The sequence below is a fragment of the Polyangiaceae bacterium genome, from assembly GCA_015075635.1.
Classification (GTDB): domain Bacteria; phylum Myxococcota_A; class Polyangia; order Polyangiales; family Polyangiaceae; genus JADJKB01.
The window spans coordinates 35,745-54,240 of the sequence record JABTUA010000002.1; the positions used below are offsets into that span (position 1 = coordinate 35,745).

The window sequence follows — 18,496 nt, forward strand, 5'->3', positions numbered from 1 at the left end:
GAGCCAGGCCCACCGCTTTCAGGGTGCGGGCGCGTCGTCCGTGTCGCCGATCAGCTCGAGCTGATCGCCGCGAGCAGGCGGGGCTTGTTCGCGGTCGCGTCGTCGAGCGCGGGCGTGGGCACGACGAGACGCCGGCGCGAGGAGTGGCTCGAGAGTACGCCGAAGTACCGGAGCAAGTGGAATCGCGGCGGGGGCACAGCAGCGACGAGCCGCGGGATGAGGTCAGCTGGCTCGAACACGAGCGCTCGCGTGCCGTCGCGCCACACCTTCTTGAACGTCAGCTCGAGCTTGCCGTCCGCGCGGCGCTCGAGGCGGTCCTGCGCGACGGGGGGCGCGTGATGTACTTGCAGAGCCGCTCCACGCGACGGCGGTCCCGCCCGTCCACGACCTGCACGGCGTGGATGTTGATACCGCGCACCTCTGCGATGGGCTGGTCGGTCGCATCGACGGCGCGGGGCGCGCGGGTGGGTCGGGCGAGGCGATGAGGCGAAGCGGCGGCTGGCCAGCGCGGTCGCCGCTCACGGAGAGGCCCTGCGCGGCGGCGGCGGCAGCAGGCGGCCAGGCCAGGCTCGTCGAGGGCGAGCTCTGGTGGCGTGTCCTCGACGAGCTCGGGGTCGAGGCTCTTGCCGTGCGCTCGGAGGAGCTTCTCGACGCGAGCGGCGGTGCGCGCGGCCACCTCGGCGATGTCGGTTCGCGTGGGCGTGTCGAGCTCGCGAAACTCGAGCGGCGAGCGCGGGTCGTCGTTCTCGTGAACGTAAACGCCGTCGAGCACCAGCGAGTGGAAGTGGACGTTCAGGCGCAGCGCGCTGTCCGTCCTCTGCACCGCGGCCACGCCGCCCGTGTGCGCGTCTGCGACGCTCGCTAGCCCGAGCTGGCGCTTCGCTCGCCAGCGCAGTGAGCGGTCCACCTCTGCCATGAACGCGCTCACCACCTCGGCGCAGAGCTTCCGGTCGTAGCCGAGCAAGGCTCGCAGTCCCCAGGGCAGTGAGCAGATCCAATGGCGAATGGGCACGCGCGGCAGGACGCTCTGCTCCAAGTGGACGGCGGTGTCCGCCATCCGCCGACCGAGGCAGGAGGGCAGAATCCGCGCTGTTTGCAGGAGAAGGCGACGAGCTCGGAGTAGCCGCACTCGCGACAGACCAGATGCAGACACCCGTGCTCGAGACGCCCGCAGCGAAGGTACTCCTCGAACTCCTTCACCACGAAGCGCGGCAGTCCGCCGTGCTCCTCCGCGCGCTCGAGGAACGCCGGCCAGTGCTCCGCCACCGTCTGGTAGAGCACGGTCCTCTCCGGCCGGTGGCGGAAGCGCGAGCGCTCGGGCTGTGCGAGCGCATGTGCAGGGTGGCCCACGCCACTGCCGCCTCAGCGAGCGGCGTGCCAGCCAGGTGAACCCAAAACCCCGCTGTTTCGCTCGCTCACAAGGTGGCGAAGTGGCGAACTCAGGTGGCGATCGACGCGCTTCGTGACACCCGGCGGGTGCCACCGTCACCCATCGCTGCCGAGCACCGCGCGCACGCGCGCGACCGCTTCCTGAGGTCCCGGGCGGCGAGCTCCGCCGGCAGCCGCAACACCCGCCACCCGCGGCGACCAAGCTCCCGGTCCCGGCGCGCATCGGCCGCACGCCGGCTGGCGTGGTACGCGCCATCGACCTCAATCACGACGCGCACGGAGGGCACGGCGAAGTCCGCGATGTACCGGCCGACGACGTACTGACGTCGGACGACCGCGCCCAGCTTCCCGCCGCCACGCAGCTCCCGCCACAGCGCCTCCTCCGTGGGCGTCTGCGCAAAGCGCATGGCGCGCGCCCGAGCTTCGATGACTTGCGAGTGAGTGGTCTTCCAAGACAGCGACGCAGCAGGGTGTCGTGGTGCGTTACGACGGCCTGGCGGAAGAAGGGTCCGGGTCGTTCCACCCGGATCCGCGCGAACGTGGCGAGAAGCGTCCCACCATCACTATCGCGCGGCCTTTCTACGAAGCGGTCAATCGGCCCACGCGCAGCCGAAACGCGGGCGGCGCGCATCTTCCGCCACCGAATCTACTCGCCGAGACGTTCACGCTCGCTCACGAGTGCGGCCACTTTCTCTCGTGGCGCGAGAGGGCGCCACGTGATGAGTGGACAGCGTACTACATCGCTGCGAAGGCGCGCGATGACGCGTGGTCGCAACTCCCCGATGACCTGCCCCCACCCGAGTACAACGAAAGGCTTCGCTCGTCCGCCAAGGAGCAACTGACCGCTGACCAGATCGACCTTATTCTCGCTGAAGAAGCACGCGCATGGGCGATTGGCCGCGAACTCCTGGAGTCTTTGGGGTTTGAGGACTTACCGGCGTACGACGAGAGGACGATCAGAGGCCTACACGACCATCGATACCGGTCCAACCGCGTCCGTAAAGAATTTGAGCGTTTGCGTTTCTGCAGGATCGGAAAGAAATTCTATGAAGTTATCATATGTACCGTCCCAGCTACCCGTTCGGAATACATTCGTGGATGCCGGCCGCTGAACCTGTAAATTCGAACCCGCCCAAAGCGTTTTTGCGGCGACCTGATGATTTGGAACAATCAAGTCCCCGGTCATGGTATCGCCTGTAACATCCACCCAAATATCCGAAACGGCAGATGCGGTTGGCCACGTTGTGCGGCAAGTATCATTCTTCAAACAAATTTGGGTAACGGCCAGCGTTCCATTTGATCCTCCGAATCCCGCAACATCAATGTTTCCGTAAACGCCAACGCTGAAACCCGTAGCTCCGAAACCCCAGTTGCCCATGTTAAGTACAGTATTTCCGCTTCCGTTTACAACTAAGGCTTTTCCCGAATTTTGAAACGATATGTCACCATATGAACGAATCGCCTCCCCGGTAGCTGTTCCAATAAACCTATTCGAAGTTCCTTCACCTGAGATACTAAAATTCCTGTTTGTTGCGCAGGCACTCCCGGTTGAAGCCATATTGGACCAAGCGTATTGCTTGACGGCGGATTTGAAGGCGCGCCAACCCATGCGGCATAACTGAACCCTGCTGACCCAATGCCGATAACGGCGGCCAGCAAAATACCAAAAGCTCGGATTTCATATTAAACAAAGTATACCATAAGAAAAAGGGCGGTTCATCTTTCGATGTCCGCCCTTTGAGGAGAGTCCCCAAAGCTCGTTACAGCGTGGAGGATTATTGACAGGTCCCGATGTATACGCCGGCCATGCCCGTGATGTCACTGTACGTGGCAGCCGCTACCTGGTTTGAACCGGGAGGATGCCAAGCCGGAAGTACCCATGGCGATGCCATCAACGGTCTGTTCAGCCCAGCTGCCGAGGACTGTATGTAATCAGGCGGGCAGAGCCAGCCTGTTGCGGACTCGCAGAGCCGCCGGCAAAGCAGCTCCCTGCCATGGCGACCAAACCGCGCTGTCAGCCTCGGTCACGGTGCTGTTAAACCGCGTCCAGTTCGACAAATCCGTGCTCGTCAGGCGCATGCCGCGGTATTTCGAGCCATCCCAGTAGCTTCCTACCGCAATGATTTCGTTCCCGGCGCCGTGAACGGCGCCAAGCTGTACCGCGTCTCCGGGCAGGGTCGTGATGTCTTTCCACGAACCGTTTCCGTCATAGTGCCACAGCAAGGCTTTTACGGGATTGCTCCCGGAGTCCAGCTGTGTCCCCACCGCGTACACGTCCGAGGATGACTTGCCCCAGATATGTCGCATGAGGATTGACGACGGATACGCAGGAACGGTCATTTGTGCCCATGATCCCCCGTTTTTGCGGAAAATCTTGGCATACGACAGCAACGGCGGAAGGGTGGTGGAAGATCGGACAAGGACAAAGACATTGTTCGCATCTTCTCCCCAAATGGAGAGCACGTAGGCGTCGCCGGCAGCCGTAGGAAGGCTCGAGTCTACGACCCATGCTCCTTTGTTTTGCCGCCGAAGCAAGCGCGCCTTTGGGTTTGTGAATTGGCCTTTGGTTCCGCCGCCGGCCCACACATCATTTGCGGATGGACCCCAAACGGCATGCATTGCCGACCAGCTCTCGCCGCTCACAGCCGGAAGCGTCATGAGGCTCCAGGCGGAACCGTTACGATGAGCGATTTCGCCCGTGCCGTAGAGTCCGGTTGCCACGTAGATGTCGCTCGGCGCCGAGGCCCACACATCTGCCGTCAGGTCCATACCCGACGGGAACGTGTTGTCCCGCGTAAAGCCGGAGCAATTCAGGGCCTGCGGCGATCCGCCGGTGCCTCCCGTGGATCCGCCCGTTCCCGACGTTCCGCCTGTACCACCAGCGTCGCCACCGGTGCCTCCGGTGTTTCCGCCGGATCCGGACGTTCCGCCCGTACTGCTGCCGCCGGTCCCGCCGGAGCCCGAGCTTCCGCCCGTTCCTGACGTTCCGCCGGTGCCTGACGAGCCGCCCGTACCGCCATCCTGGTTTATGCAGGGAGCGCCGGGCGTACCGGTGGTCGTCCACGTCCAGACAGTCCCGTTACACGAAAGCGTTCCGGGCACCTGCTGGCTGCAGTAGCCGCAGCTCTGGATGTCCTGAATGCTGCAGGGCTTGTTGTTGAAGAACGACTCGGGATCGCTGATGTTCGCCGCGCAGTTCCCGCTGTTCGAGCAGTTTGTGCAAAGCGTCCACACACCCGAACCCGTACCACCGGTTCCGCCCGTACCCGACGTTCCGCCAGTGCCGCTGCCAATGCAGACGCCAGCCATGCAACTGGCAGGTGCGCAGCAGGTCAATCCACCTCCGCAAGAAGCGCCGGGCGCTTGGCAGGCTGAGCCGCCAGTACCGCTGCCACCATCTTGTCCCGCGATGCCGCCGGAACCAGAGGTACCTCCTGTTGCCGAGCTTCCGCCCGACCCGGACATGCCACCTGAACCTCCCCCGTCCGGGGGCTCGCCGCCGGTGCCGGAATCCGACCCGGCAATACCGCCCGTTGCGCTTGTGCCGGCTTGGCCGGCAATGCCTCCGCTTCCCCCGCCGCTCGGACTTCCGCCCACGCCTGCTTCACAGCCATTGGACAGGGTGCATTGCGCGCCCCCTGTGCCGCCGCTTGCCGAGCTTCCGCCCGTGCCGCCAACGGAAGTGCCGGCAATGCCGCCGCTCCCGTCCGGTTTCGTCGCATCCGCCGGATCGTCGCCAGAGCAAGCCCAGGCGACCAAGCCGAATGCGACGGCCCAAAGCGCTTTTGCGCTCATCGTCGTCTGGTACTTGTTCGTCACGATTGCCTCCGTGTTTTTTGAAACCTGTCTGTCATTGTGAAGGTAAACCGCTTTTCGGCGGCTGTCCGGCTTATCCGGATATATCCCGATTGGTCGGGACCCATACCTGCCCCTACTTAAAGGCAGATAGCGCATTTCATCAGGTTTTTGTGAAAATGTCAAGTTTGCCATTCTCACCCCCTGCTACGCATATTCAATATACCATTGTCAAGCGAGTTTGGTAATAATAAATGGGAAATGTGCATAATGGGCAAAGGCAAAGGGAACGGGGTTTTGGTTACGGGTTATTGGTTATGGGATTCGGATTGCGGGGCGCAGCGCGTAGGAGTTTCCATCTGTCAAAACCCACCGAGTCCAAGATACGCGGCGGCGGAGCTCGGGTCGAGTGCTGCCCGCGAACCCTCGCGCGGCGGGCGTCCGACGCAGCTCGGCAGAGATTCTCCGCGTCGCCGGCTGCGCAGGGCACAGCTCCGCCTTCGGCGAGGCGCTCACCGACGTCTCACTCCTTCCCGAACCCCAACATCAACTGCTCGGGCACGCTAACGCCGACACGGGTCGCAGGCGGGGCCCTCGGGCCGAGGCCATGCTCCGCGAGCAGGCGGGTGATCTGGGCGCGGGTGTTGGCGACCTCGGCCCAGCGCATGGGCCCCGAGCAGCGCGGGCAGGTCTCCACGTCGGCGGCGAAGACGTGAGCGAGGAGCCAGGCCCACCGCTTTCGGGGTGCGGGCGCGTCGTCCGTGTCGCCGATCAGCTCGAGCTGATCGCCGCGAGCAGGCGGGGCTTGTTCGCGGTCGCGTCGTCGAGCGCGGGCGTGGGCACGACGAGACGCCGGCGCGGAGGGCTCGAGAGTACGCCAGTACCGGAGCAAGTGGAATCGCGGCGGGGGCACAGCAGCGACGAGCCGCGGGATGAGGTCAGCTGGCTCGAACACGAGCGCTCGCGTGCCGTCGCGCCACACCTTCTTGAACGTCAGCTCGAGCTTGCCGTCCGCGCGGCGCTCGAGGCGGTCCTGCGCGACGGGGGCGCGTGATGTACTTGCAGAGCCGCTCCACGCGACGGCGGTCCCGCCCGTCCACGACCTGCACGGCGTGGATGTTGATACCGCGCACCTCTGCGATGGGCTGGTCGGTCGCATCGACGGCGCGGGGGCGCGCGGGTGGGTCGGGCGAGGCGATGAGGCGAAGCGGCGGCTGGCCAGCGCGGTCGCCGCTCACGGAGAGGCCCTGCGCGGCGGCGGCGTAGCAGGCGGCCAGGCCAGGCTCGTCGAGGGCGAGCTCTGGTGGCGTGTCCTCGACGAGCTCGGGGTCGAGGCTCTTGCCGTGCGCTCGGAGGAGCTTCTCGACGCGAGCGGCGGTGCGCGCAGCCACCTCGGCGATGTCGGTTCGCGTGGGCGTGTCGAGCTCGCGAAACTCGAGCGGCGAGCGCGGGTCGTCGTTCTCGTGAACGTAAACGCCGTCGAGCACCAGCGAGTGGAAGTGGACGTTCAGGCGCAGCGCGCTGTCCGTCCTCTGCACCGCGGCCACGCCGCCCGTGTGCGCGTCTGCGACGCTCGCTAGCCTGAGCTGGCGCTTCGCTCGCCAGCGCAGTGAGCGGTCCACCTCTGCCATGAACGCGCTCACCACCTCGGCGCAGAGCTTCCGGTCGTAGCCGAGCAAGGCTCGCAGTCCCCAGGGCGGTGAGCAGATCCAATGGCGAATGGGCACGCGCGGCAGGACGCTCTGCTCCAAGTGGACGGCGGTGTCCGCCATCCGCCGACCGAGGCAGGAGGGGCAGAATCCGCGCTGTTTGCAGGGAAGGCGACGAGCTCGGGTAGCCGCACTCGCGACAGACCAGATGCAGACACCCGTGCTCGAGACGCCCGCAGCGAAGGTACTCCTCGAACTCCTTCACCACGAAGCGCGGCAGTCCGCCGTGCTCCTCCGCGCGCTCGAGGAACGCCGGCCAGTGCTCCGCCACCGTCTGGTAGAGCACGGTCCTCTCCGGCCGGTGGCGGAAGCGCGAGCGCTCGGGCTGTGCGAGCGCATGTGCAGGGTGGCCCACGCCACTGCCGCCTCAGCGAGCGGCGTGCCAGCCAGGTGAACCCAAAACCCGCTGTTTCGCTCGCTCACAAGGTGGCGAAGTGGCGAACTCAGGTGGCGATCGACGCGCTTCGTGACACCCGGCGGGGTGCCACCGTCACCCATCGCTGCCGAGCACCGCGCGCACGCGCGCGACCGCTTCCCGAGGTCCCGGGCAGCGAGCTCCGCCGGCAGCCGCAACACCCGCCACCCGCGGCGACCAAGCTCCCGGTCCCGGCGCGCATCGGCCGCACGCCGGCTGGCGTGGTACGCGCCATCGACCTCAATCACGACGCGCACGGAGGGCACGGCGAAGTCCGCGATGTACCGGCCGACGACGTACTGACGTCGGACGACCGCGCCAGCTTCCCGCCACGCAGCTCCCGCCACAGCGCCTCCTCCGTGGGCGTCTGCGCAAAGCGCATGGCGCGCGCCCGAGCTTCGATGACTTGCGAGGTGGTGGTCTTCCAAGACATGGCGCCTCCTGTCCGGCACCGCGGCGGGCTTTGCCCACCCACGGCGCAGGAGGCGTGACAGCCGCCTCGGTCCTCGCGATGCGCCTCGGCGCGGCGACCTCGGGAAAACGCGGCGTGAAGCCACAGCGGCTGGCGCGACTCGTGCGCCACCTGGGCAGAGCCGGCCGCGGTGCCGGCAGGAGCCAGCGGCGCGGAAGCTCACGACGCCGTCATCGAAGCGAGCGGACACGAGCTCGGGCGTCGCCTGCCCTCGAGTCACAGTGATGCGCCAGTCTCAGGCGGCGCGTCTCCCCACGCGCGCAGCGCGCGCCATCGGCAGGGCGCCGGTGGTCTTGGCAAGACGTGAGCCGGCGCGCGCTGCCGCGTAAGGGGAGACCGCGGCGCGCAGCGCCGCGAGTGGGGGCACCTACTTCACCACCGGGATCTCGACCGTATTGATCAGCTTCGTCCCCATCCCGCTGGGTGCGCGTACGACACGTACGCGGTGTACACGTCGCTCGGGCCGAAGGTCACCGAGCCCCAGCCCCAGACGGTGGCGGTGAAGGGCGCCTTGCTCTGCATCGACTGGCGGCCGTTCGAGCAGTTGCCCTGGCCCTGGAAGGCGCCGGTGACCAGCGTCGTGTGCGTGTACTCGTAGTCGCCCAGGGGCTTCCAGTCGCCGAGCGTGCCCAGGCACTCGAGCTCCACGTCCTGGAACGCGCCGGACTGATCCTTCTGGCGCACGACCACCAGGGAGGTCTCAGGGTAGGTCGGGTCGGTGAAGAACACGTAAGAGTCGAGATACTGCCCGACCGGGACGACGTTGACCCACTCCGGATCGCCTTCGCCCAGGAAGTCGTTGCCGCCGGTCATGTAGGCGCCGACGTAGAACGGGTGGCTCGAGTCCTGGCTCTTCACCGTGAAGGCCTCCTTGCTCCAGAACTCGACGACCTCGCCTTGCTTCAAGGTGGTGGGCGCGCCGGCGGGGGCGGCGGGGGTGTAGCTCAGCGTGGTGCCGTCCACCGCGCCGACGATGCGCCAGGGGACGACCTCGTCCACCGGATCGAAGCCCTGGCGGCGCGGCTTGTGGCGCACGGCGACGTATTCGCTGCCGAGCTGCTTCACGGGCAGGAGCTGCTGCTGCGCGGTGTCGCAGGCCTCCTTGTCCGCGGGCACGTTGATGCAGGTGGCGCCGGCTGCGCCGCCATCGCCGAAGACCCCGGCTGCCAGTCTCCGGTCTTCGACACAGCGAGCGACAGCCGCAACCTGCGTTGCTGGGAGCAGAAGCGACGCTTCGGCGTGGACTTCCTGTACCCGGTGCAGCGCTACGTGGACGGGCTCACCCAGCCGAAGGTGCGAAACCGCCGCGGCGAGGAGGTGCAAAACCCGCTGTTCTCGGCCCCGAGCGGCGTGCGCGCGCGGTCTCCCTCTCAGGTGCTCCTGGCGGGCATTCTGGGCGTGCCCTGGCACGACGTGGCCAGCAGCGAGAGCCAGAGCGACGCGAGCACCATCCGCTACCTGTCCGCGCGCGAGCTGAGCGAACAGGACCGCTGGTCGTGGCTCTTGCCCTCCGCGGGGGCTCCCGCCGCCGATCCGTTGATGCGTGAGTCCGTCTTGCCGCGCAGCGGAAGCCACCCCGCGACCGGAGTGCCGCTGGTCGGCCCGGACGGCCCTGGCACGCATCCGGTGAACGGCCACGAGTGGAACACCGGCGGCGAGGACCTGCAGTACGCTTGCATCTACCCGCTGGCGAAGCCCCGAGACTGCACGACCACGAGCGCGGACTGCGACTGCACGGAGGTGACGACCGGCGATCCGAGCAAGAACCCGCTGTGCCAGGATCCGGCCACGGGCCAATACGGGACCACCCAGCACTTTGCCAAGGCCTATCCCGGGACCCGGCAGCTCGAGGTGCTGAGGGGCGTGGGTGACAGCGCCATCGTCGCGTCCATCTGCCCCAAGCTGTCGAGCGGCGACAGCGCTGCTCCGAGCTTCGGCTACAACCCCGCGGTCGAGTCCATCGTCGAGAGCTTGCGCGACAAGCTGGTCACGCAGTGCCTGCCCAGGCCGCTATCCATCGCCGACGACGGCGCCGTGCAGTGTGCCGTCGTCGAGGCGCTGCCTGCCTCCGCGTGCAGCTGCGACGCTCTGAAGAACCGCCACCCCGTCAGTGCCACGGTGGCGAGCGCGGCGCGCCGCGAGCTCCGCGCGTCGGCGCAGTGCGGCCCAGATTCGGCGGGCCAGCTCGCCTGCGACGCCTTCTGCCTGTGCGAGATCGGCGTCGCGACCGACATGGCCTCGTGCCAGAACGACCCGAAGCCCCAGGGCACGGGCTGGTGTTACGTCGAGCCCGACCGTGGTCTGGGCAATCCCGCGCTGGTCGCGAGCTGCCCCGACACCCACCGCCAGCTGGTGCGCTTCGCCGGAGACGAGACGCCGGCACCAGGATCGAACGTGCTGGTTGCCTGCCTGGGCGCGGCGCTCGGGAAGTGACCCGCCGCTCAGCGCCGGAACATACTCGAGATCAACACCACCGTGCGGTGCTCGCTCGACGGTGCCTTCTCGCAACCCGGGTAGCCCTTGGGCTCGGCGTCGTGAATCGAGAGGCGGAACGGTCCCTTGCCGATGCCGAGCTCGTTGGGCCCCGAGGTCACCTCCGCCCCGCAGCGGCCCGCGAGCTCGCGGTAGCGCTTCTCGAGCGCCGAGCGCGCTTCGCCGAGCGCGAACGAGCGCCAGTGGATCTCCGCGTCGGTGGCCAGATCGTGCTGATCGCAGAGCAGGGTGGCGCCGGCGGGGGGCTCGAACAGCTTCTCGCATTCGGAGCTCGAGCTGGCCGTCGCGTCGGACACGGACGGCTCCCGCTTCGATGCCGGCGCGGGCTCCCGCGTGCAGCCGAGCAGGGCGAGGCAGAGGATCAGGAACCTGGCAGCCACGAGTAGGCCTCCAGCAGCACGCGGCGTCCGTCGCGCTCGACCTGCGCGCCATGCGCCAGCGTGATCTTGTCGATGTCCCACTCCGCGATGCGGTCCACCTGACGGCGCCCGAGCCGGTAGTCTCTCACGGCGATGCGCTCCAGGTAGCCCTTGCCGGGGCCGGTATTCGCCATCAGGAAGGCTGCGACCCGAGTCATCCGCGAGGGATGACGCGAGAGATTCAGGAGCGCGTCCGCGCACACCAACGTGCGGCTCTTCGGGTGGAAGAACACCACCTCGTTCTCGAAGCGTGCCGTGAACGCGGCCTGCTCCACGTCGGCCTTCCAGACGTCGGCGGGGGCGTCGCCGAGCACGCCGGTCCAGGCCAGATCCGAGCGCTTGCGCTCGAGCCCGGGGCAAGCCCAGACCTCGGCCTCGGGGTAGGCGTCGAGCCACTGGCCGACGTACAAGTGATGGAACAGGCTGGGCGCCACCACGCCGACCACCGGCCCGAGCGCGTCCACCTCGCGGAGCAGCGCGGGATCGAGCGCTACGGGGCAGTGCACGAACAGGCCGCCGCTCGACAGGCGGATGACCGTGGTGCGCGTGCCGGTCTCGACGCCCCAGAAGCGCTGCGGCCGCGCGACGGTCCAGAGCTCTTCGGCGAACGGGACGAGGGCGTCGGGCACGGGACGGAATGGTACCCAATGCTCGGACCGGTGTATCGTGCCCTCGCATGCGCATGGGACAGGCCTCGATCTGGGCGAGCTTCGTCGTAGTCGTGGTCGCCGCCTGCGGTGGCGCCCCGCTGCCGGCCGAGCCGCCCTCCGAGGGTGCGACCCCGCCGCCGCGGCGAGCCAACCTGGGCTACGACTGCGCCCAGGTCCCCGGCAAGCCGCCGCCGGCGCCGCTCAAGAAGCAGTACACCGGAGTGGCAGCCAAGGCGCGCTGCGACCGCGAGGTCTTCACCATCATGGGCGGCGTGAAGCACTTCCTCGGCGTCGAGTGCTCGTACTGCCATGACGAGACCGACTACGCGAAGATGACGCACCGGAAGCACGTGGCCAACTGGATGGCCCGCGAGCTCATCCCCGCGCTCGAGAAGAAGCAGGGTGGGGAGCTCTGGTGCAACGACTGCCACATGGTGGACGGCAAGGGCACCGCCAAGATCCTGGGGCAGCCGCGGAACTCGCGCTGGGCCGCCGAGTGGATGGCGACGCACCTGGTCGAGGACCTGCAAGCCGCCGACGACAAGCCGCTCCGCTGCAAGTCGTGTCACGGCGGGAACCCGGGCACGCCGGAGTTCCAGAAGAAGATCATCTTGACCGATCGGCTACCGGTGAAGCGCGCGGCGGAAGCCCCGCCGCCAGCAGCGGAGGCCGCGGACGCAGGCGCGGTACCTGGTGACGCGAGCGCCGCCGGCGGCGGCTGAACAGCCCGAACGGAGGAGGGCGCCGACTGCCCGGGCTCCAGGGCGAGCGCGCTTCAGCCGACAACGCAATGAATGGCGGAGCACATCCCACCCCCGCGCATACTCGCCCACGAAAGTTCGGGCTGCCGGCGTTTCGTCCCGGACACCGCGCGGTCGATCGGCGATCATGCCCGAGCCTGTAGCGGCGCGGAGGGACAGATGGGTGGCATGAGGTTCGCACGCACGCACGCACGCACGCACGCACGCACGCACGCACTTCGCATTTTGCTCTCGGTAGTGGGTCTGCTTCTGATGGCGTCCCGGGGGCACGCGGATCTCTCGAGCAAGCCGACGGCGTTCGACTTCCAAGAGCGAACCGGCTTCCCGCTGACGTCGGATGAGCGAATCGTCGGCCTCGACGCGCTCGATACCGACGTGAAGAGCGGCATCCTCCACGCGGGTGACACGCTGCTCGACTGGCTCACGGTGCGAGAACGGATCTCCGCCAGCGCGCATGCGAACCGTCGTGCCGCGCGAGTCGTGCGGGTCTTCTCGGACCAACCCGTGTACATCTACAAGGGCTTCGCGCTGCTCCCCGATCCAACCAAGCCCGACGCGGCCGTGGACGTCGACAAAGACTGGAACGTCGACGTCGACTGCAACGGCGGCGACCCGGACAACTTCAAGAGTGCTCGCTGCGTCTCCCTGCACCGCGACCACGTTCAGAACCGCAGCGCCATCGCGTTGGTGCTCGTGGCGCGGACCATCATCGTGCGCGGCGAGAACGCGACCGGGGGGATGTCGCTGGTCACCATGAGCGAGAGCTTGCACTTCTCGGGCGACGCGACCATCGACCTGTCGGCGCGGCAGGACGCCGCTCCGACCTTCGGAATCGGCCAGAGCTACCCGATCTTTGCGGACCTGATTGGCTCACCCGGCGAATCCAAGAACATCGACGACTCGGCGACCGCGACGATCCCCGGCGCCGAGCCGGGACCCGCGAACCCCTGGTACTACGTGGACCCGAACGGCAGCGTTCCCAACGACCCGCTTTCCGACCTGCAGTGGCAGCTCGACGTCGCGCGGCAAGTCGCGCCGGACTACGACTGGTCTGGTGTCGATCCATGCGCGGAGGCGCAGGATCGAGAAGCGTGCTGGAAGGGGCGCGAGCCGCGCGGCCTCGCCGGTCTCGACGGCGGAAGCTGGTTCGGGCTGACGCTCCGCGCCACTGCGGTCAACGCTCGCTCGTTCGGGCAACCTGGCGGCAAGGGCGGCGTTGGCCTCGATCATCCGAAGGACATCGAGTGTGGCAGTCCGCCGGTGCAATACGACCCGAACTGTCACGTCCATCCGTTCGGCTGCGATCCGCACAGCTTCCCGTGCAACCCGGGGGCGCCGCCCCACGCAGGCGACGAATGCGTCTGCCACGCGGAGCAATGCACTCAGACCCAGTGCAGCGTGAACTACGCCCCGGAGACGCCAGGCGCCGACTGTGCGGTGACGTGCGGCATTTCAGCGCTGGCGAAGGGGCAGCGGGGCGGTCAAGCAGGCCCCGGAGGCCGTGGCGGCGTGGTGCGCATCTCCGCCGTCACGCGGCCGGGGATCTGCAACTACTTCCCGGAGGACACTCTGAGCGATCCCGCCAAGGCTCACTGGTTGGATGAGCGGTGCCTGAACGGGCAAGCCGACGACGGGCCTGCTGGGGCGCCCGAAGACTGCGACGCCGATCTCTGCCGGGGGGATCCCAACGTGAGCGTTTGCGACGACGGCGGTAGCCTGGCGGCCTACGGTCCCGTGAGCTTCATCGATGTCCCGAACGCTCAGAAGCTGATCGACGCCATCAAGGAGGTCGTCCCCAAGCCCGGCCCGGGCCCCGACCCGGAGCTCGACTTGTTGAACCCGCTGGTCCAACCCGCCGCTGGGGCGACCGCACCCGCGAAGGCGTTCCTGGACGTCACGCAGGGCAAGTACCTCCAGCTCGCGGTCGGTCAGGGGTCGCCCGGAGTTCCGACCGTTCAGGGAGTGGCAACCACACCTGTGTGGGCGCCCTCGACGAAGCTCGTGCTGCCGCCGTCGCTCTTCGGGCCGAGCCTGACCTTGCCGGAGCAGCCCGCGCCGCTGCCGGCGGAGCCGGACGAGAGCGCTGACGACGTGCTCTTCGGTGACGAGATCATGGCCGCGGCCGCATGGAAGGACGACCCGGGCGGAGCGAAGAAGGCGAAGCAGAGCCCGTTTGCCAAGGCGTATTGGAAGTGGGCCAAGCTCGTGCGCTGGGTGCGGACCCAGCTCGTCGGTGCCAACCCGTCGCTGACGGGTTGCGAGGAGCACTGCCCCTCGCTGAGGTGGGTCTTCGTCGATCGCGTCACGCGCTTCCTCGTCCGAGACAGCGTTCGCGCGGCCGCGCGCAAGCTGGCGGGAGACACGCGCACGGACGCTGCGACCGCGACGACCCTGGAGGCTCCGCTGCGTCCAGTGCGGGTCACGCTGGTTCGGCCCCCGCCAGGCGGCCGCCCGACCTTCATCATGAAGGGCGGTACGGGCGCAGTGCAGGTCCTGGACGGGCCCATCAAGGTCCAGCCGACGATCGTCGATGTGTGCGCCGAGCCCGCGGTCTCCACCCTGGGCGCGGACTCGTTCGGGAACGGGAAGGCCGGCAGCCCCGGGTTCGGCGGGATGGGCGCGGAGAAGCGCTGCGCGGGCTGGCACCCGACCGTGCCCTACGTCTGCTCCCGACCGCCGATCGACGATCACTGTACGCGTTCGGACGTGACGTTCGGGCAGTTCGTATGCCCCGACGATCGCTGTCGGACCCTGTGGGCCTACCCCAAGTGGATCGCCCCGCCGTGGCGGACCATCCCGGCGGCCTGGGAGTGCCCGGCCGGCTATCCCAGCATGGTCCTGGTCACCGCGAGCGGCTTGGACACCGATCCCGGCACCGGCGTCACCGTTTGCCCATCGAAGGTCGGTGGAGAGGGGGGCGTGGAGTGCGACGCGCCGGAGGGGGCCGTGGGCACCAAGATTCCGCTCGGGGTGCCAGCGCTTCCCGAAGCGTCTCAGGTGCGGCCGTGGACGAAGGTCTCCTGGGCATACGCGCTGCACAAGCTCCACCCGCTCGAGCTCCGGCGCCGGGGAGGTCGCGCCAACACCTACTTCAAGCGGGGCCTCGAGCTCGGGGCAGCGGCGCGCTACCTCTCCACCATCGCCTACACCCGCTACAACGAGGTGCCGCTCTGCAACAGCCCGCCGTGCGACGTCTGCCCGGACGATCCGGGCCAGGCGGCGAACGATCGGCTGAAGCTGCTCTGTGCGCTGGAGCAGGAGCTACAGTTCAAGCTCGACCGCATCGTGCGCCGCGAGAACATCTACGGTTACCCGTTCAACTACGTGCCGCCAGCCTCGATGCAGACCTCGGAGCCGCTGGCGAAGCTGGATCTGGTGACGCTGGTGAAAGCGGAGATGACGCAGGCGAAAGAACAGCGTCAGTTCTGGATCGAGTACGGGGCGATCCTCAGCGGGAAGTACAACAGCGTCAACGAGGCGACCACCAAGCTCAACAACGAGATCCAGTTCCTGAACGATGCCACGGATTCCAACGGCACACTCACCCTGGGCCTAGCGCTCGCGGACCAGCGCGTCCACGACGCTGCGCTCGAGCTCGATCAGATTGCGCTGACCATCAAGCAGCTCCAGGGCATGAAGGTGCTGGTGAAGACCAGCAAGGGGTCCGGGCTGGTCGATGCTGGAGAGCTCGCTATGGGCGTCGGGCTCGCGGCGGCCTTCGGGTTCGGAGGCCCCGCGGCAGGCGCGTTCGCGCTCGGGGTACTGAAGTCAGGCTGGACCAACGGGAAGGAGGCGAGCGCGAAGCAGCAAGACAGCCAGGTCAACGCGAAGCCCGGAGACGTGTCCAAGGCGAACAAGGGCAAGGTGACGTTCAGCCAGCAGTACGACGCCGAGCTGGACAAGGACTGGGCCGAGCAGGGCGGGAACGCGACGCTCGCCGAGCTCGCAGACCAGCTCGACCCGTTGATCCAGGCATGGCTCACGGAAGTGGGCCTCAAGAGCGAGGCCTCCGCCAAGCAGTCGCTGGGAGAGGTGCTCCTCGACGCTGCGGTGCTGGCGCAGGCCATGGACGCCTACCGAGCCGCCGCGAAGTTGGGTCAGGCGATGGCCGAGCGCCGGCTCGAGGCGCAGAAGATCCTCGAGGCGGGCCGGAGAAAGGCGCAGCTCCAGGCGAGCCTCGCCACCGTGCAGGGAATCGGCTCAGGAACCTATCCGTCGGCCGAGGTGCAATACCAGATCGCGGATCTTGCCCTGCTCGCGGCGGCCACGCGCGTTGATCATGCGGGGGAGTACTTCTTCCTGCTCCGCCGCGGGGTGGAGCGGGACGCCGTGCCCCTCGACCCGGCGACGGGGAACAGCGTGCTCGCGGCGAACGAGAACGCTTTCATCAAGAACGATCCGATCTGCCAGGCCAACACGCTGGACGCGAGCTCACTCGACGTGAACCTGAAGACGCTGGACTGCTTCCATCAGCGGGTGGGCTACCTCGAGGCCTACACCGCCGGGCTCCAGAGCGCGGTCAACGTGCTCGATCTCCAGGACACCACCATCCCGCTGAGCAACTGGACCCTCGGCACCGACGCGCAGGGCCAGCCGGCGTACTCGCTGACGCTGGAGGTCACCCTGGCGAAGGCGCACCGCGACTACCGCGCCAGCCACCGGAAGCAGAAGCTCTTCGACGTGACCTTGTTCATGGAGACGAACGACCCCACGCCCGCCGCCATTCCGATCCGCATCCGGCGCCCCGAAACCAACCTGGACGTGTACTGGATCGGGCAGAACACGCCGCAGGGCGGGGGCCAGCCGAGCCCGGTGTTCGTGAGCTTCGACGTCGCACACGCCATCCCGTCGAGCCCGGGGGACCTGCTGTTCCAGCTCCTGCGCGACACCTCGACCTACCAGCGGGACGCCTTCGCGTGCAACGGCCTGGGCGTGAACAGCCCGCTCGGCGGCCAGCTCGACCTCTGCAAGCTGAGCAACCTGGAGCCGAGCTCGGTGGGCAGGGCGTACCTGGAAGGGCTCTCTCTGATCGGAGATCTCGACATCGAGATCCCTGTGGCCTCGCTCGGAGGGCGCGCGCCGACCAAGCTGTTCGCGGACGTGCGTTACACCCATGCGATCAACTACTGATGTCGGCCGGCTCGCGGCCGGCGCATTCCTGCTCTTTGCAGGCGCGTGCAGCGACGGCGAGGAAAAGGCGTCCGGGAGCGGTGGCGCGCCCTGCGTGCTCGACGCCGGCCCGGATGCCGATCCGTGCGACGGGGACGGCGACGGCCACCGCGCGGCGGCTTGCGGCGGCGACGATTGCGACGACGCGAACAAGGACGTCCATCCAGGCGCCATCGACGTCTGCGACGGTGACGACAACGACTGCGACGGCGCCGCCGACCAAGACGACGCCTGCGATTGTGCGGAGCCGCCACCGAAGCCGGGGCTGCCGTTCACCGACCGCGTGTGCCTGAAGGGGGGTTGGTTCTGGATGGGGATGGGACTGACGGATCCCCATGCGCATGAATACGCGTATGTCGCGAGTCCGATCCATCAGGTGTTTGTCTCGCCGATCCACATGGATCGCTACGAGGTCACGAACCGCCGCTACATCGCCTGCCTTGACGCGGGAATCTGCACGCTCCAGAACCTGGCCGGCACCTCCAAGACGTGGGATCGTGCCGAGCACGAGACGCCCGAGCAGCTCGATCGTCCCTTCCTTGGCGGCAGCGCCAAGAACGGCGGCGAATACTGCAAGTGGGCTGGTGGTCGACTGCCCACAGAGGCAGAGTGGGAGCGAGCCGCCGCGGGTCTCGGGGACAAGCCGCGACCCTACCCGAGCGGGATGACGCTGCCGACGTGCGCGGAGGAAGTGCTGTTCGCGTGCGGCGTTCCATCGCCCGGAGGCGAATTTCGCCTCGCCGACCGCGTCGGCACGAAGAAATCGAACCCCGACGGGCTATTCGACCTCGGAGGCAACGCGAGTGAGTGGGTGGCCGACCTGTGGTTTGATGATGCCTACTCCGCATGCGTGGCGCCCTGCAAGAACCCGTGCGTCGGATGTTCCACCGGGAAGAACATGTGGGATGACGACGGGCACGGGTCGCGCGGCCTGGATGCTGGCTCCAGCTCCGCGAAGGAAGTGTTCTACCGCGCTCAGTTCCGCGACCGGGTGAGCCAAGATCACGCCTCTCACGACATTTTCAACCAGGGCTTTCGCTGCGCGTACCCCGTCGCGTCGAAGCGGTGACTCCCGATGGCGAGCCGGGTGCCTTGGCCAGTCGCGGCGCTCACGTTCGTGACGGGCGCGTGCAGCGACGGCGAGGAAAAGGCGTCCGGGAGCGGCGGCGCGCCCTGCGTGCTCGACGCCGGCGCGGATGCCGACCCGTGGCGCGTAGGAGTTTC

At 67.6% G+C, this 18,496-nt stretch carries 17 protein-coding genes; 5 read left to right on the plus strand and 12 right to left on the minus strand.

Annotated elements, in window-relative coordinates:
* Positions 1–50: 50 nt before the first annotated feature.
* The 6 genes from HS104_16505 to HS104_16530 form a co-directional block, all read right to left on the minus strand.
* A complete protein-coding gene (locus HS104_16505; GenBank protein MBE7481568.1) occupies positions 51–266 on the minus strand; it encodes a transposase in 216 nt (71 codons plus the stop codon).
* An 11-nt stretch (positions 267–277) separates the two neighbouring features.
* On the minus strand, positions 278–964 hold the full coding sequence (locus HS104_16510) for a transposase (protein MBE7481569.1): 687 nt from the start codon (positions 962–964) through the stop codon (positions 278–280).
* A complete protein-coding gene (locus HS104_16515) occupies positions 925–1,281 on the minus strand; it encodes a transposase zinc-binding domain-containing protein (GenBank protein MBE7481570.1) in 357 nt (118 codons plus the stop codon). Before HS104_16515 ends, HS104_16510 begins: the two co-directional genes overlap by 40 nt.
* 158 nt (positions 1,282–1,439) lie before the next feature.
* On the minus strand, positions 1,440–1,796 hold the full coding sequence (locus HS104_16520) for a DUF559 domain-containing protein (GenBank protein MBE7481571.1): 357 nt from the start codon (positions 1,794–1,796) through the stop codon (positions 1,440–1,442).
* Between the two features lie 557 nt (positions 1,797–2,353).
* Complete coding sequence (locus HS104_16525; GenBank protein ID MBE7481572.1) at positions 2,354–2,998, minus strand: hypothetical protein; 645 nt, start codon at positions 2,996–2,998, stop codon at positions 2,354–2,356.
* A gap of 323 nt (positions 2,999–3,321) precedes the next feature.
* On the minus strand, positions 3,322–4,158 hold the full coding sequence (locus HS104_16530) for a hypothetical protein (GenBank protein ID MBE7481573.1): 837 nt from the start codon (positions 4,156–4,158) through the stop codon (positions 3,322–3,324).
* 898 nt (positions 4,159–5,056) lie between these two features.
* Here HS104_16530 and HS104_16535 point away from each other — a divergent pair.
* The gene (locus HS104_16535) at positions 5,057–5,248 is read left to right on the plus strand and encodes a hypothetical protein (protein ID MBE7481574.1); all 192 of its coding nucleotides are present in this window, start codon (positions 5,057–5,059) and stop codon (positions 5,246–5,248) included.
* A gap of 459 nt (positions 5,249–5,707) precedes the next feature.
* Here HS104_16535 and HS104_16540 read toward each other — a convergent pair whose 3' ends face one another.
* The 4 genes from HS104_16540 to HS104_16555 form a co-directional block, all read right to left on the minus strand.
* On the minus strand, positions 5,708–6,097 hold the full coding sequence (locus HS104_16540; GenBank protein MBE7481575.1) for a hypothetical protein: 390 nt from the start codon (positions 6,095–6,097) through the stop codon (positions 5,708–5,710).
* Positions 6,098–6,122: 25 nt separating this feature from the next.
* On the minus strand, positions 6,123–6,731 hold the full coding sequence (locus tag HS104_16545) for a transposase (protein MBE7481576.1): 609 nt from the start codon (positions 6,729–6,731) through the stop codon (positions 6,123–6,125).
* Positions 6,732–7,094: 363 nt separating this feature from the next.
* A complete protein-coding gene (locus tag HS104_16550; GenBank protein MBE7481577.1) occupies positions 7,095–7,655 on the minus strand; it encodes a DUF559 domain-containing protein in 561 nt (186 codons plus the stop codon).
* 524 nt (positions 7,656–8,179) lie between these two features.
* The gene (locus HS104_16555) at positions 8,180–8,896 is read right to left on the minus strand and encodes an IgGFc-binding protein (GenBank protein MBE7481578.1); all 717 of its coding nucleotides are present in this window, start codon (positions 8,894–8,896) and stop codon (positions 8,180–8,182) included.
* A 123-nt stretch (positions 8,897–9,019) separates the two neighbouring features.
* On the opposite strand from HS104_16555, the gene HS104_16560 reads away from it, so the two are divergent.
* Positions 9,020–10,213, plus strand: coding sequence for a hypothetical protein (locus tag HS104_16560; GenBank protein MBE7481579.1), 1,194 nt, complete (start codon positions 9,020–9,022; stop codon positions 10,211–10,213).
* A gap of 8 nt (positions 10,214–10,221) precedes the next feature.
* Here HS104_16560 and HS104_16565 read toward each other — a convergent pair whose 3' ends face one another.
* On the minus strand, positions 10,222–10,653 hold the full coding sequence (locus tag HS104_16565) for a hypothetical protein (protein ID MBE7481580.1): 432 nt from the start codon (positions 10,651–10,653) through the stop codon (positions 10,222–10,224).
* On the minus strand, positions 10,635–11,321 hold the full coding sequence (locus tag HS104_16570) for a DUF4336 domain-containing protein (GenBank protein ID MBE7481581.1): 687 nt from the start codon (positions 11,319–11,321) through the stop codon (positions 10,635–10,637). Before HS104_16570 ends, HS104_16565 begins: the two co-directional genes overlap by 19 nt.
* A 47-nt stretch (positions 11,322–11,368) precedes the next feature.
* Here HS104_16570 and HS104_16575 point away from each other — a divergent pair, with 47 nt between their 5' ends.
* From HS104_16575 to HS104_16585, 3 genes are all read left to right on the plus strand, one after another.
* A complete protein-coding gene (locus HS104_16575) occupies positions 11,369–12,064 on the plus strand; it encodes a hypothetical protein (GenBank protein MBE7481582.1) in 696 nt (231 codons plus the stop codon).
* A 276-nt stretch (positions 12,065–12,340) separates the two neighbouring features.
* A complete protein-coding gene (locus HS104_16580; GenBank protein MBE7481583.1) occupies positions 12,341–17,233 on the plus strand; it encodes a hypothetical protein in 4,893 nt (1,630 codons plus the stop codon).
* Positions 17,217–18,341, plus strand: coding sequence for an SUMF1/EgtB/PvdO family nonheme iron enzyme (locus HS104_16585; protein ID MBE7481584.1), 1,125 nt, complete (start codon positions 17,217–17,219; stop codon positions 18,339–18,341). Before HS104_16580 ends, HS104_16585 begins: the two co-directional genes overlap by 17 nt.
* Positions 18,342–18,496: the final 155 nt, after the last annotated feature.

What these genes read in the sequence shown, in the direction of transcription:
- HS104_16520 (MBE7481571.1), bottom strand. Translation starts at nt 1,796, where the DNA reads ATGCGCTTTGCGCAGACGCCCACGGAGGAGGCGCTGTGGCGGGAGCTG.
- HS104_16525 (MBE7481572.1), bottom strand. Translation starts at nt 2,998, where the DNA reads ATGGGTTGGCGCGCCTTCAAATCCGCCGTCAAGCAATACGCTTGGTCC.
- HS104_16530 (MBE7481573.1), bottom strand. Translation starts at nt 4,158, where the DNA reads ATGGACCTGACGGCAGATGTGTGGGCCTCGGCGCCGAGCGACATCTAC.
- HS104_16575 (MBE7481582.1), top strand. Translation starts at nt 11,369, where the DNA reads ATGCGCATGGGACAGGCCTCGATCTGGGCGAGCTTCGTCGTAGTCGTG.
- HS104_16585 (MBE7481584.1), top strand. Translation starts at nt 17,217, where the DNA reads ATGCGATCAACTACTGATGTCGGCCGGCTCGCGGCCGGCGCATTCCTG.